This window comes from Winogradskya consettensis, from assembly GCF_018332715.1.
In the GTDB taxonomy this organism is placed as follows: domain Bacteria; phylum Actinomycetota; class Actinomycetes; order Mycobacteriales; family Micromonosporaceae; genus Actinoplanes; species Actinoplanes consettensis.
Window position 1 is genome coordinate 1 of sequence record NZ_BOQP01000057.1, and the last position, 13,931, is coordinate 13,931.

15 protein-coding genes are annotated in these 13,931 nt (G+C 69.2%); 8 read left to right on the forward strand and 7 right to left on the reverse strand.

Going from position 1 to position 13,931, the window contains the following annotated elements; all coding sequences use genetic code 11:
* The first annotated feature begins 143 nt into the window (after positions 1-143).
* Entirely contained in the window at positions 144-434 is a 291-nt protein-coding gene (locus tag Aco04nite_RS43395; protein WP_213003024.1) for a hypothetical protein, read from the forward strand.
* Here Aco04nite_RS43395 and Aco04nite_RS43400 read toward each other — a convergent pair.
* From Aco04nite_RS43400 to Aco04nite_RS43435, 7 genes are all read right to left on the reverse strand, one after another.
* Positions 419-811, reverse strand: coding sequence for a winged helix-turn-helix transcriptional regulator (locus tag Aco04nite_RS43400; RefSeq protein ID WP_203840994.1), 393 nt, complete (start codon positions 809-811; stop codon positions 419-421). The genes Aco04nite_RS43395 and Aco04nite_RS43400 overlap by 16 nt on opposite strands.
* Positions 812-862: 51 nt before the next feature.
* Entirely contained in the window at positions 863-2,566 is a 1,704-nt protein-coding gene (locus Aco04nite_RS50330) for a DUF4419 domain-containing protein (RefSeq protein ID WP_213003025.1), read from the reverse strand.
* 36 nt (positions 2,567-2,602) lie between these two features.
* Positions 2,603-3,031, reverse strand: a complete 429-nt coding sequence (locus Aco04nite_RS43410; protein ID WP_213003026.1) for a hypothetical protein — start codon at positions 3,029-3,031, stop codon at positions 2,603-2,605.
* Between the two features lie 17 nt (positions 3,032-3,048).
* Positions 3,049-3,480, reverse strand: coding sequence for a VOC family protein (locus tag Aco04nite_RS43415; RefSeq protein WP_308161728.1), 432 nt, complete (start codon positions 3,478-3,480; stop codon positions 3,049-3,051).
* Positions 3,481-3,702: 222 nt separating this feature from the next.
* Entirely contained in the window at positions 3,703-5,076 is a 1,374-nt protein-coding gene (locus Aco04nite_RS43420; RefSeq protein ID WP_213003028.1) for an OmpA family protein, read from the reverse strand.
* Between the two features lie 511 nt (positions 5,077-5,587).
* Positions 5,588-6,871 (reverse strand): phenylacetate--CoA ligase PaaK, encoded by a 1,284-nt coding sequence (gene paaK, locus Aco04nite_RS43430; protein WP_213003029.1) that lies wholly within the window; start codon positions 6,869-6,871, stop codon positions 5,588-5,590.
* A 37-nt stretch (positions 6,872-6,908) separates the two neighbouring features.
* A complete protein-coding gene (locus tag Aco04nite_RS43435) occupies positions 6,909-7,511 on the reverse strand; it encodes a TetR/AcrR family transcriptional regulator (RefSeq protein ID WP_213003030.1) in 603 nt (200 codons plus the stop codon).
* Positions 7,512-7,602: 91 nt separating this feature from the next.
* On the opposite strand from Aco04nite_RS43435, the gene paaN reads away from it, so the two are divergent.
* The 7 genes from paaN to Aco04nite_RS43470 all read left to right on the forward strand — a co-directional run bounded on the left by paaN (position 7,603) and on the right by Aco04nite_RS43470 (position 13,636).
* Entirely contained in the window at positions 7,603-9,243 is a 1,641-nt protein-coding gene (paaN, locus tag Aco04nite_RS43440; protein ID WP_438874999.1) for a phenylacetic acid degradation protein PaaN, read from the forward strand.
* Positions 9,174-10,157 carry a 1,2-phenylacetyl-CoA epoxidase subunit PaaA gene (gene paaA / locus Aco04nite_RS43445; protein WP_438875000.1) on the forward strand — a complete coding sequence of 328 codons (984 nt, stop codon included), beginning with the start codon at positions 9,174-9,176 and terminating at the stop codon, positions 10,155-10,157. The genes paaN and paaA overlap by 70 nt, the downstream gene beginning before the upstream one ends.
* On the forward strand, positions 10,154-10,438 hold the full coding sequence (paaB, locus tag Aco04nite_RS43450; RefSeq protein ID WP_203840984.1) for a 1,2-phenylacetyl-CoA epoxidase subunit PaaB: 285 nt from the start codon (positions 10,154-10,156) through the stop codon (positions 10,436-10,438). Before paaA ends, paaB begins: the two co-directional genes overlap by 4 nt.
* An 11-nt stretch (positions 10,439-10,449) precedes the next feature.
* Positions 10,450-11,307: a 1,2-phenylacetyl-CoA epoxidase subunit PaaC gene (gene paaC, locus Aco04nite_RS43455; RefSeq protein ID WP_213003033.1), complete on the forward strand. Its 858-nt coding sequence runs from the start codon at positions 10,450-10,452 to the stop codon at positions 11,305-11,307.
* On the forward strand, positions 11,301-11,792 hold the full coding sequence (gene paaD, locus Aco04nite_RS43460) for a 1,2-phenylacetyl-CoA epoxidase subunit PaaD (RefSeq protein ID WP_213003125.1): 492 nt from the start codon (positions 11,301-11,303) through the stop codon (positions 11,790-11,792). The genes paaC and paaD overlap by 7 nt, the downstream gene beginning before the upstream one ends.
* Before the next feature lies 1 nt (position 11,793).
* Positions 11,794-12,834 carry a 1,2-phenylacetyl-CoA epoxidase subunit PaaE gene (paaE, locus tag Aco04nite_RS43465; RefSeq protein ID WP_213003034.1) on the forward strand — a complete coding sequence of 347 codons (1,041 nt, stop codon included), beginning with the start codon at positions 11,794-11,796 and terminating at the stop codon, positions 12,832-12,834.
* A gap of 130 nt (positions 12,835-12,964) precedes the next feature.
* On the forward strand, positions 12,965-13,636 hold the full coding sequence (locus tag Aco04nite_RS43470; protein WP_213003035.1) for a cutinase family protein: 672 nt from the start codon (positions 12,965-12,967) through the stop codon (positions 13,634-13,636).
* The last annotated feature ends 295 nt before the right edge of the window (positions 13,637-13,931 follow it).

The window sequence follows — 13,931 nt, forward strand, 5'->3', positions numbered from 1 at the left end:
ATCCGCGTCGGCCATCCGCGCCGGCCAGACCTCGGCCCGGCTGCCGGGAACGACCGTGCCACCCTCGCTCGAACGACCCGAGTGGGCGGGAATCGACCAGCTGATCGGCGCCTATACCGCGCCTTCGCGACTCACTTCGGCTCTTGACGGTTGTCGGCAACTCGACCACGATCACGCTGCCACACGCCCCGCCCGCCCTGTTCTACGCGGCTCGGTTAGCCGGGCTCCCCTGTTCCGGAGCCCCCGAGATCGCCAACGACACCGGATATCCGATCGTCATCCGCTCCGTAGCCGGCCAGGGGCCGGTCACCGTCGCGTTCTACGGCCGCACGGGCACGCGCACCGTGACCTCGTCCGCCGATGGCGCCACCCGGACCGTCACCACCGGAGACGACCCGCCCGCGACCGGCTCCTGCCGTCAGCCCTCGTCGTAACGACCCTGCGCGGCGAACAATTCGTCACGGTGGCGCCCGAACCAGCCGAGCAACTCGGTGAGCGGCCCGGCCAGGCTCACCCCGAGCTCCGTCAGGCTGTACGTCACCTGGGGCGGCACGGTCGGCTCGACATCGCGGGCAACCAGCCCGTACCGCACCAGCGCCTTCAGGTTCTGCGACAGCATCTTCTCGCTGATCCCGCCCACCCGCCCGTGCAGCGCCGAGAACCTGTACGGCCCACCCATCAACGCCGCCACAATCAGCGTCGACCACCGATTGGTCACCTGATCCATGATCGGCCGATACGCACACTTCTTGTCGAACGTGTCGTTGGCCAGCAACCGCTGCGCCACGCCGAGCTGGTGGGGTTCCGTCACGCCACCAGCGTACTTCCCGAAAGTAAGCTGCTTTCCAGCAGTGAAGGCGAGTCATGGTTGCGGTGTTGTAGCGGCAATGTCGCGAAGGAGCTCCTTTTCGCGGTCGCGCAGATCGGCGGCCCGCTGGAAGTCCTCTTCGTCGATCGCTTTCTCCTTGGCGCGCCGGATCCGAAAAATCTCCCTGTCCAGCTCGGAACCCTCCGGCTCCACGTCTCGCAGGGGCGCGGCGGGGGACTTGCGGCGTAGGTTGGCCGTGACCGGTGTGGGGGTGTCGTCGAGGTCGGCGAGGCGCCCGGTCTGCAGGTGGCTGATGTCGCCGTTGTTGTCGAGCGCCGCGGCGAGCAGCAGGGGGAGCGACGTGCCGTGCACAGCGACGTCAGCCGGGTCGTCGAGCAGGGTCTCGTGTCCGGTCCTGATCTCGGTCTCGGTCTTGGCGGACGGCTCGACACGGTAGATCAGCCAGTGCAGCGTCCGGGTCGTGCCGTCGATGGCGGCGCCGATGCTGCGGCCGTCGGGCAGGTCGATGATCGTGAGCAGGGCCGGGCGCGTCTCGCCTCGATACATGCGGCCGTGCTCGGCGATCGGGCGCAGGCGCCAGGCCCCGTCGAAGAGCGTGCCCGAGCCGATCCGCCGGTAGAGCGCGGCAAGATCGGCGGAGGCGTAGAACATGCGCCGGTCGGTGGGAGCGGTGGTGACATGGTCGCGGATGACCCGGTCGATCACGTCGTCGATCAATGGCTCGGCCGGTGTGAGGTGCCAGCCGGCGATCGGGCGCAGGGCCCCGCCCGGATCCTGGGCGACCCCGACCAGACCGGCGTGCAGGGCAACCGTATGGATCTCGCCGTCGTTGACGTTCACGATCACGCGCGAAAGCGTGGCCGGAACGCTGCTGCTGCGAATTCCGGGCCCGTCATAACCCATCCGCCCTCCGGACGTCAGGTCGCGCGGTTCGTCGAGGGGCAGCTCCAGCAACGGGTTCGGCCGGTCGACGCTCCCGCCCCCTTCAAGGTAGGGATACAGCCGCGCGATCCACCCGGTGATCACCTTCGCGCCGTACGCATCAGCAGGGTTGTAGATCCTCCGCCAGAAAGCGACATCGACGTTGCCGCCCGCCGCCCGCACGAACTGGTCGGCGATCGGCCCCAGCGAATCACCCCACCGCTCCAGCCCGAACCGCCCCAGCCCGTCCACCCGCTCCCGGATCCTGCGCCAATCGTCCACGGTCCCGGTCAGCGTGATCTCCGGAATCCCGCAGACACAGACCAACCACACGGAAAAATACGGAGAGTACGCATCCAGCAGCACGATCTGCCCCGCCATGCGCTCCACGTCCGTGCTGGTGGAGAAGTCGCACGCGAAGAAGTCATCGACATCGAGCTGGCTGCTCAACCCCTCCACCAGCCAGCGCCACGACTCGGCGTCCGTCGGCATCGGCCCGACATGCCGGACCTCGAGCCGCTTACGCCCCGGATGCCCCACGAGCCGAGCCCGCAGATCCTCCGCGTGCAGCCGCACATGCTGAGATACACCCTGCGCGATGGTCAGCCACACCGCGTCGGGCGACAACAGCAGGGGCCGATGCCCGGCAAACGCCTGCCCCACGGCACTGAGCAGAGGATGCACCCCGTCCGGGTCGACGACCGCCACCCCCGGATCCCCGCCCATGGTCAACGCATCCGGAAACAGCCCACCGAGCGGCCGCACCGGCAGCACCTCAGCCGCCCGGACCACATCATCAACCCCAAAACTGACCACCTCCGAACCCTATCGACCGCTGCTGCCTCCGACCGCCTACCTCTGTAGCGTCCTTTGTGGATTGCCAGATGCCGGCTCAGAGATGTCTCGCCGCCCACGGACGTGATCCCCGTATTCATCACCGGCCACCCCTTCGTTGACCCAGCGGCCGGGATCAGCGCCGGTCAGGCGTTCCGCGAGCAGGAGTGCTTCCCGTTCGTCGCCACAGGTTCCGATTTCGCGGCCCTCACCGGCATATGCCTCGTCGACGGGATCCAGGGACCAGAAGTTGGCAAGGTCACCGGCGTTCTCGTCATCCGGGTCCCGAACGGTGTGCAACGAGATCCGGCACTGCCCGTCTTCGGGGCTGATCGCCACCCATCGGATCGCACGTTCGCCGTGCACCTCCGTGCCGCCGAGGAACTGCTCAACAGCTCTCCCACGTCGCAGAGCCGTTACGGAGAACTGCCGGGTCAGGTAGCGCATCCGGGGATCCTAGTAAGTCACGGTCGGGCTACTTGCCGAGCACCGCTGCTCATGTCCAGGATGCACACCGCGTTGCCGAACGGATCCTCCAGAACAGCGCACCGGCCGATGGCGATGTCGAACGGCGGCTCGCGAATCACACAGCCGCCTTGTTCATACGCCGCCACCGCAGCCAGCACGTCGTCGACGAGGTAGTGCACGCTGACATCGCAGGCGAGGTCCATGGTGTGCAGCACGATCTCGGCGTCGGTCTCCGGCATCCCCATCCCGACGGACGACTCGTCGTACCAGAGCGGCCGCAGACCAAAAACCCGGGCATAGAATGCCGTGGCCGCTTCGAGGTCACCCACCCGCACCATGACGCAGTCAATCTTCCGCAACATTCCCGCCTCCATGCGCGGCCGGGCTCCCCCAGGAGCGCAGTGGACGAACCGAGTCGGGTGCAGCATGGTCCACAACCTCGCCAGAGAGCACAGCTCTGGCTGCGTTCGAGCACGGTTACGTCATGACCGCGGGGCCGGGCGCCGAGCGCGACCGTCCGGCACACCGCTCGACCGAACCGGCTCTGCTTGCCCCGGACTGGTGTGTCGAAACGTCGCTGGCCTCAGGGTGACGGGCACGGCGCGGTCTGCGTCGGTGGTTCACTTGCGGAGGTATGGCGCCAGCGGGGGTCAGCTGATGGGGACGTCGGTGAGGCGGAGTTTGTCGGGGACGTCGAGCGTGACCGATTTTGTGGCCGGAGGTGGGGCGGGGAACCAGAGGGAGAGGGTTTGGCTGCTGCCGGGTGGGATGGGCCGGCTGAGGAGGCGGTCGCAGAGGCAGCGGTGGTCGCCGGGGTGGAGTTCGTAGTCGAGGCTGTAGGAGGTGGTCGTGCCGTCGAAGAGGCGGATGCCGGCGGCGCCGTAGCGGGCGTACGGGTCGAATTCGTCGCGGGCGGTGAAAACGCCCTGGCCGAGGAAGTCGTGGATCGTGGCTTTGTCGGGGCCGACGGTGGTGGCGATCAGGTCGAGCTGCAGGAACGGGCCGCTGAGCCGGGCTCGGCCGGGGGTGAAACGGATCGTGCCGCGGTGCAGGGGGAGCGACACCTCGACTCCTGCCGCGGCCTTGCCCACGGCGCCTGTTGTCTTGGGTAGCGTGGTCTTGGCTCGCTGGGCGGCGGACCGGCCGTCGCCTTGGAAGGAGATGGTCACCCGTCTGTTGCGGGCACGGCTCGCGGCGTCGGTGTTGGGCACGGCCGGCTGGGTTTCGCCCTTCGCCGCGACGGTCTTGGGCCATGTCGCGTCCGGTAGCGGGCCGGTGATCGCTGTGGCGACCGCCTCGGCGCGTTGCTTCGACAGTGTCTGGTTGTGAGCGGTGCTGCCGCTGTCGTCGGTGTGCCCGGTGACGGTGAGCGGGCCGGCGCCGGCTGCTTTCACGTCCGCCACGGCTGCGGCGATCGTCTTGCCGGCCTGGGCGGTGAGCTGCGAGCTGTCCAGTTTGAAGAGCACGTCGGTGTCCAGGTTGAGGTCGACGCCGTCAGCGCCGCTGCGGGTGCGCAGACCGACGTCGGAGCGGTCCGAGTAGGCGTCGAGCGCGGCGCTGACCGACACCGCACCGGTCAGGTCGAGCGGTTCCTGGGTGCGGCCGAGCGAGTCGGGCCCGGTGGGCGGGGCGGGCACCGGGCCGGCGACGATCGGCACGTCGGCGAAAACCCCCGCGTAGGGCAGCATCACCGACAGGCTGGTGACGGTGGCCGGGACCCCGGAGAAGGCGGCCTGCAACGGGCGGGTCTCGCCCCGGTCGATCCGCACCCTGGTGGTGCAGACACAGTTGCCGCCGGCCTCGGCGGTCAGATAGACACGGCGCCCCGCGGTGTCGACGAGGCGGGCGCCGTCGAACGAGGTCGTCTGCGAGGCCGAGAACTGCCGGCCCACCTGCGCCGAGCCCGCACTTTCGAGCGTGGTGGCGATGCTCAGCACCACGACGTCGCCGCTGCGGATCAGTGGCCCGACCCCCATGGTGAGCACATCACCGCCGGCGTCGACCCGTCGCGTCTCGATCGGCACGGGCGCGAGGGAGGGGCCGGAGGATGACGAGGAGGCGCCGGCCGCGGCAGGAGCCGGACCCGATGAAGCGGGATCGGGTGACGAGGAGGGGGAGGGGGCTGAACATCCGCAGAGGAGCAGCCCGGCCGCGAGCGCGGCCAGTAACCGTCTCATCATCAGACCTCCTCGCAAGCGGCTCGATACCCGCCACCATAGCGGCGTTCGCCGGCCGCACGCCGACCTCGGGTACTCCCCTGTGGATAACTATCGGCAGGCCCGGCGGACACTCGAGCCCCCGGACAGCCGCCCGCCGAACAGCCGGACAGCCGGATAGCCGGACGGACGTTGGTAACGCTGCGAAAGTCTTGAAACGGGTGAGGACCTCCGGGTGAAGTGGAGCTTGTCGAGAGTTTGTCCTTCCCGCCCAGCCAATAGTCGTACCGCCGCGCCGGATGGGCCACGAAGGTGTCGATCGAGGGCGGTGCGGTCATCCGGAACCTCCATGTGGACAGCGACGCCGTCATGGAAGGCGTCAGCGGTTGTCGACGATGCGGCGCATCTTGCCGAGGGAGCGTTCGACGCCGTCCGGCGGGATGACGTCGACGGTGACGCTGACGCCGATGGTGTTCTTGATGTGGGTGGCGAGTTCCTGGCCGGCTGTGAAGGCGGTCTCGGGGACGGCGCCGGGGCGGCGTTCGACCTTGATGGTGAGCTCGTCGAGGCGGCCCGTGCGGGTGAGGACGCATTGGAAGTGGGGGGCCAGGGCGGGCGTACGGAGGATGAGTTCTTCGATCTGGGTGGGGAAGAGGTTGACGCCGCGCAGGATGATCATGTCGTCGGTGCGGCCGGTGATCTTTTCGAGGCGGCGCATGGGGCGGGCCGTGCCGGGGAGCAGGCGGGTGAGGTCGCGGGTGCGGTAGCGGATCACCGGCATGGCCTGTTTGGTCAGGGAGGTCAGGACGAGTTCGCCGAGGGCGCCGTCCGGGAGGACCTCGCCGGTCAGCGGGTCGATGATCTCCGGGTAGAAGTGGTCCTCCCAGACGGTGAGGCCGTCCTTGGTCTCCACGCATTCGCTGGCCACACCGGGTCCCATCACCTCGGACAGCCCGTAGATGTCCACCGCGTGCAGGTCGAGCTGCTCCTCGATCTCCGTCCGCAGGTCCTCGGTCCACGGTTCGGCGCCGAAGATACCGACCTTCAGCGAGGTCGTACGCGGGTCGATGCCCTGCCGGTGCATCTCGTCCACGATGGCCAGCATGTAACTGGGGGTGACCATGATGATCTCGGGCTCGAAATCGGTGATGAGCGTGACCTGACGCTCCGTCATGCCACCGGAGACCGGGATGACCGTGCACCCGAGCTGCTCGGCCCCGTAGTGCGCGCCGAGTCCCCCGGTGAAAAGTCCATATCCATATGCGATGTGTACGCGGTCAGCAGGCCGCCCGCCCGCCGCACGAATCGACCGGGCCATCAGGCGGGCCCACGTGTCGAGGTCGTCGCGGGTGTAACCGACAACGGTGGGCCGGCCCGTGGTGCCCGACGAGGCGTGCAACCGGGCGATCGAGGTGCGCGGCACGGCGAACATCCCGAACGGATAGTTGGCGCGCAGGACGGCCTTGTCCGTGAACGGGAAGCGCGCCAAGTCAGACAGATCCGCGATTTCGGGAGAGTCCCATGCGCCGCGGTAGTGGGGGACGTTCGCGTGAGCGTGGGCGAGCGACCAGCGTAAGCGGGACAGCTGAAGGTCGCGGAGCGACGAGACCGAGGCGCGTTCGATCGGCTCCAGGGAATCTGGAAGTGGCGTTCGGGATTCCATGGTCAACCTCTCGTTTCGGCGGCTGATGGATGCTGGGTCAGTCCCGGATGCTGAGCCCGTCGAAGGCCACGGTGGTCAGGATGGTGGCTAGTTCGCCGGCGTTGCCGCGGGCAGGGCTGTACCACTCGGCGAGGGAGTTGACCATGCCGAAGAGCACGCGGGCGGCCGTTGCGGGATCGATGTCGGGGCGGATGCCGCCTTCGGTCTGGGCGGCTTTCACCAGGGCCGTCACCTCGTGGTCGAAGGCGCGGCGGCGGGTGAGCGCGTCCAGCTCCACCTCGCTGTTGCCGCGGACCCGCAGCAGCAGGGTGACGTAGGGCAGGCGGCCGGCCAGCACCAGCACGCTCAGCCTGATCAGGGTCTCCAGGCGTTCCAGCGCGGTCGCCTCGTCGAGGCCGCGCACCTGGGTCATGGCGTCGTCGAGGCCGTCGAGGGCGTGGTCGATCGCCATCCGCAGGAGCTCCTGCTTGCCCCGGACGTGGTGGTAGATGCTCGATTTGGTGATCTCGAGGCGCCGGGCCACGTCATCCATGCTGGTGGCGTCGTAGCCCCGCTCGTTGAACAGCTCCACGGCGGCGTCGAGCACGGCCTGCACGTCATGGCCCGGCCGGCCGCGACGCCCGCCAGAAATCTGTGCCATCTCGCCTCCAGACAAACTTTTGCCGATAGAGCCCTTGATTAACCGACCGAACGGACGGTAGATAATAGGTACAGCCAATCGCAAAGGAGCGCTGGTGACAACCCCCGCTGAGTTCTACCAGAGGCACCGCGAGCTGCTCGACCGTGCGATCGAGGCGGCCGCCGACCGCGACTACTGGTCGGCGTATCCCGAGTCGCCGAGCAAGTCCGTCTACGGCGAGGAGGCTGCGCCGGCGGGGGAGGCCGCGTTCCGGGCCCTGCTCGGGGCGGAGTTCCCGATCGAGGTGCCCGGTGCGACCACGACCGTGTCGACTGAGCCCGGTGCGTACGTTTCCTATCCGAAGGGTGACCCGGGCGACCTGGTCGCGGCAGCGCGCGCAGCGACCCCGGGATGGCGTGCTGCCGGACCGCAGGGGCGTGCCGGAGTCGCCGCCGAGATTCTGCGGCGGATCAACGCGCGCATCTTCGAGATGGCGCACGCGGTGCAGCTCACGACCGGGCAGGCGTTCGTCATGGCGTTCCAGGCCGGTGGAGCCCACGCGCAGGACCGTGGCCTGGAAGCCGTTGCGGTCGCGCTCGCCGAGTCGACCCGTATCCCGGCGGCCGCACAGTGGTCGAAACCGCAGCGGGGCGGGGATCCGTTGCGGCTGGAGAAGACCAGCACGGTGGTGGGACGCGGGGTCGCGCTGGTGATCGGCTGCACCACGTTCCCCACCTGGAACAGCTACCCCGGCCTGTTCGCGAGCCTGGTCACCGGCAACCCGGTGATCGTCAAACCGCATCCCGGCGCGGTCCTGCCGCTCGCCATCACCGTGCAGATCGCCCGCGAGGTGCTGACCGAGGCGGGCCTGGACCCCAACGTGGTCACCCTGGCCGTGGAAGAGCGCGGCGACGGTATCGCGGCGACGCTCGCCACCCATCCGGACGTGCGGATCGTCGACTTCACCGGATCGAGCGAGTTCGGCAACTGGCTGGAGGCGAATGCCCGGCAGGCCGTCGTCTACACGGAGAAGGCCGGGCTCAACACGGTGATCGTCGACTCGACCGCCGACTACCGGGGGATGCTGCGCAATCTGGCGTTCTCGCTGTCGCTCTACAGCGGGCAGATGTGCACGACCCCGCAGAATCTGCTGGTCCCGGCGACGGGCATCGACACGGACGCCGGGCACAAGAGTCCCGCGGAGTTCGGTGCCGATCTGGGTGCGGCGGTCGACAAGCTGCTCAGTGATCCGCAGCGGGCGGTCGGCACGCTCGGCGCGATCGTCAACGACGGGGTGCTCGCCCGGCTGGCCGAGGCGGGGACGCTCCCGGGCGTGCTGCACCCCTCACAAGAGATCGAATCCAGTCGTACGCCGCTGATCGTGCATCTTGATGTCGCCGACGAGAAGATCTACACCCGGGAGTGGTTCGGGCCGATCTCGTTCGTGATCACCACGGCTTCCACCGCGGAGAGCATTTCGATCTTCGAGCAGACCGTCGGGCATCACGGCGCGCTGACCGCACTGGTCCACTCGACATCCGATGAAGTTCTGGGGCAGGTTCGCAATGCCGCGCTGGATGCCGGCGTGCACCTGTCCGAGAATCTCACGGGCGGGGTGTTCGTCAACCAGACGGCGGCGTTCAGCGATCTGCACGGCACGGGCGCGAATCCCGCGGCGACGGCATCGCTCAGCGACGCGGCGTACATAACGGGCCGGTTCTACACCCTGCAGTCGCGGCGGCATGTCTCGTGAGTGACTTCGAGGACACCATCGCGCGTGATCAGCGGATCGAGCCCGGGGACGCCATGCCCGACGGCTACCGCAGCACGATGATCCGCCAGATCGCCCAGCACGCCCACTCGGAGATCATCGGCATGCAGCCGGAGGGGGAGTGGATCACCCGGGCGCCGTCGTTGCGCCGCAAGGCGATCCTGCTCGCGAAGGTGCAGGACGAGGCCGGGCACGGGCTGTACCTCTACTCGGCGGCGGAGACGCTGGGCGCGGACCGCGGTGACCTGACGCGGCGGCTCATCGAGGGCCGGCAGAAGTATTCGTCGATCTTCAACTATCCGACGCTGACGTTCGCCGACGTGGGCGTGATCGGCTGGCTCGTGGACGGCGCGGCGATCTGCAACCAGGTGCCCCTCTGCCGCAGCTCGTACGGTCCCTACGGGCGCGCGATGATCCGCATCTGCAAGGAGGAGTCCTTCCACCAGCGGCAGGGCTACGAGCTGCTGATGACCATGATGGGCGGGACGCCGGGGCAGCGTGCCATGGTCCAGGACGCGGTGAACCGCTGGTGGTGGCCGTCGCTGATGATGTTCGGGCCGCCGGATGACCGGTCGCCCAACTCGGCGCGGTCCATGGCCTGGAAGATCAAGCGGCACAGCAACGATGAGCTGCGCCAGCGGTACGTCGACATGAGTGTCCCGCAGGCGGAAGCCCTCGGTGTCACCCTTCCGGATGACGAACTGCGCTGGAACGCCGACCGCGGGCACTATGACTTCGGCACGCCGGACTGGGCCGAGCTGACCCGGGTCATCTCTGGCGACGGGCCCTGCAACGCCGCCCGGATCGAGCGCCGCCGCCGCGCCGACGAGGACGGCGCCTGGGTCAGGGAAGCGGCAGCCGCGCACGCGCGCAAGAGGGAGAAGGTCGTCGTATGAACCACGAGTGGCCACTGTTCGAGGTGTTCGTCCGAGCCAGACGCGGGCTCAACCACGTGCACGTCGGTTCCCTGCGCGCCGCCGACCACGAGATGGCGGTGCACCACGCCCGCGACCTCTACACGCGGCGTAACGAGGGCGTGAGCATCTGGGTGGTGCGCTCCGACGACGTGGTCGCGTCGAGTCCCGAGGACAAGGCGGCGTTCTTCGAGCCGAGCGGCGACAAGTCGTACCGGCATCCCACGTATTACACGATCCCCGGCTCCGTGCCGCACATCTGAGGGGGTCCACGATGTCCTTCGACGACGCCTATGAGGCGCTGACCGATCACGACGACGACGCGCGGTGGGCGTACGGCACGGGGTTCGCCGACCCGCTCGCCGGGGTGGACACGGCCGTGCCCGCCGGTGCCGACCGGGCCGCGCTCGCGGACTACTGCCTGATGCTCGGTGACGACGCGCTGATCATGTCGCACCGGCTGCAGCAGTGGGTGACCCGCGCGCCGGAGATCGAGGACGAGCTGGCGATCGCCAACATCGCCCTGGACCTGCTCGGCCAGGCCCGGCTGCTGCTCAGCCGCGCGGCCGTCGTCGAGGACGCCGGCCGGGACGAGGACTCCCTGGCCTATCTGCGGGAGCAGGCCGGCTTCCGCAACGTGCGCCTGGTGGAGCGCACCGACGACGACTTCGCGCACCTGGTCGCCCGGCTCGTCGTGTTCTCGTCGTGGCGGCTGGCCATTTTCGATCAGCTGACCAAATCGGCCGACCCGGTGCTGGCCGCGATCGCGGAGAAGGGCACCAAGGAGCTGACCTACCATCGCGAGTACGCCGCCCAGTGGGTCGTGCGGCTCGGCGACGGCACGGACATCTCGCACATCCGCATGCAGGACGCGGCCGAGGCGGTGTCCGCGGCGGACCTGTTCACACCGCACGAGACCGAGCTGAGCATGGCGGCAGCGGGGTTCGGCGTCGACCCGGCGAGCACCCGCACCGAGGTCGAACGGGTCTGGGCACAGGTCCTCGACGCCGCGAAGCTGCAGGCGGCGCCGTGGGGTGGCGGCGAGCCGCGGGGCGCGCACACGCCGGCGATGGCGGACATCCTCGCCGAGCTGCAGGGAGTGGCACGGGACAACCCGGGCGGCACCTGGTGACCGCCTTCGCCGTGGCAGCCCGGGTGCAGGACCCGGAGCTGCCCTGGCTCACCCTCGCCGACCTGGGCATCCTGCGCGAGGTCGAGGAGCTGGCCGACCGGGTGGTCGTGACGATCACCCCGACGTATTCCGGCTGCCCGGCCATGGGCGCGATCCGCGACGACCTCACAGGTGCGCTGCGAGCGGCCGGTTACGGGCGGGTCGAGGTGCGTACGGTGCTCACCCCGGCCTGGACCACCGACTGGATCACCCCGGCCGGCCGGGAAAAGCTCACCGCAGCCGGGATCGCCCCGCCGGGTCCCGCACCGCGCCGAGCCGCCGGGCCCGTGCCCCTGACCCTCTTTGCGGTACGTCCCCCGGTGCCCTGTCCCCGCTGTGGCGCCCCGGATAGCGAGCAGATCGCCGCGTTCAGCGCCACCGCCTGCCGGGAACTGCGCCGCTGCCCCGCGTGCCGGGAGCCGTTCGAGCACGTCAAGGAGATCTGAGGTGCCCTTCCACCCGCTGCGTGTCGCGACCGTCGACCGGCTCTGCGCGGACGCCGTCGCCGTGACCTTCGACGTGCCCGCCGGGCTGGCGGCGGAGTTCGACTTCCAGCCGGGACAATCGTTGACGGTGCGCCCGCCCGCCGCGGACGAGCGGCGTACGTATTCGATCTGTTCCGCTGCCGGTGCTCCGCCGCGGATCGGGGTGCGGGAAGTGCTCGGCGGCCTGGTCTCGTCGTGGCTGGTGCACGACGTGCGCCCGGGTGACGTGGTCGAGGTGGCGCCGCCCAGCGGGACGTTCACCCCGGATCTCGCGGCGGGCGGCCGGCATGTGCTGATCGCCGCCGGATCAGGGATCACCCCGGTGTTGTCCATCGCGTCATCGCTGCTGAGGCACCCCACTTCTCAGGTCACCATCTTTTACGGGAACCGGCGTGCGGACACCGTCATGTTCGCCGAGGAGCTGGCCGATCTGAAGGACGCGAACCCGTCGCGGCTGGAGCTGGTGCACCTGCTGTCGCGGGAGGAGCGCGAGGTCTCGCTGCTGTCCGGGCGGCTCGACGCTGCCAAGTTGCGCACCCTGTTACCGCTGCTCATCGACGTGGCGGCGGTGGATCACTGGTGGTTGTGCGGGCCGTTCGGGATGGTGACGGACGCTACCGAGGTGCTCCGGGCGTACGGGGCCGATGTGGGTGTGATCCACCGTGAGTTGTTCTGGGTGGATGAGCCACCGCCGGTTGTCGACCGGCCCCCGGTGGAGCTGGGGGAGAGCCGTGAGGTGACGGTCATGATGGACGGCCGCTCCACGACGGTCCCGGTCGCCGACGGCGACACGATCCTCGCGAGCGCCCAGCGGTCCCGGCCCGACCTGCCGTTCGCGTGCAAGGGCGGGGTGTGCGGAACATGCCGGGCCATGGTTACCGAGGGCGAGGTGGAGATGCGCCGTAACTTCGCTCTGGAGCCGGCGGAGGTGGCAGCCGGGTTCGTCCTGACCTGTCAGTCGCTCCCGTTGTCACCCAAGGTGATCGTCGATTACGACACCTGATCCCCCGTCAGGGCCACCCCGGCGGTTCAACTTTCCGTGGCAATGTGAAGAAACAAGCAGGACACATCCTGTGGCGGAGCTATGTGCGTAGTTGGTGCATGAAGTTGCCCGCCTATGAAGGGATGACGGCATGCGGTTACGGACAGTACTCAGCCTCGCAGCGGCAGGCGTGGTCGGCGCGGCCGGCCTCGTGGTGGCCCCGTTGACGTTCGCCGCGCAGGCACCCGGAAACGCCTGCGCCGACGTCGAAGTGATCGGCGCCCGCGGCACCACGGAACGACCGGGGCTGGGCATCCTGCTCACCCCGCTCGCCCAGCAGCTCACCCGCGAACTGCCGCAGAGCATCAGGACCACGGCGGTCGACTACCCCGCCAACTTCAACTACACCGCCAGCGTCCGCCAGGGCGTCACCGCACTGGCCGGCGACGTTCAGCGCACGGCCGCGGCCTGCAAGAACACCCGCTTCGTCCTCATGGGCTACTCGCAGGGCGCGGACGTCGTCGGCGATGCCCTGACCAGCCAATCGGCCCTGCCCACCGCGCTGCAGGACCGGGTCGCGGCGGTCCTGCTCTTCGGCGACCCCACCTTCACCCGCAACGAACCCTTCAACGTCACCGACGGCACCCGCTCCGGCGTCTTCCCCCGCGGCGCGGGCCGCCTGAACACCTTCGCCGACCGCACCCAGTCCTTCTGCAACCGCAACGACCAGTTCTGCCAGGGCGGCACCAGCCTCGCCGCCCACCTCGACTACGCCAAATTCGCCGACGACGCCACGGCTTTCGTCGGCGAACAACTCGGCTGACCCCACCCCGACGCCGCCGCCCCGCTCGTCGGCCAGGGGCGGCGGCGCTTCGGCCTCATCCCGGCCACATCGAAGACCCGGCGTGGTTTGGGATGCCCGGTCTGGCTGGGAAGACCCGCGTGGTTGGGGATGCCCGGTCCGGTTGGGAAGACCCGCGTGGTTGGGGATGCCCGGTCCGGTTGGGGATGCCGGGCGCGGTTTGGGATGCCTGGTCTGGCTGGGGAGGCCCGGCGCGTAGGTGGGAGGCCCGGTCTGGCCGGGGAGGCCCGGGATGGCTCGTGGGAACCTCAGGATG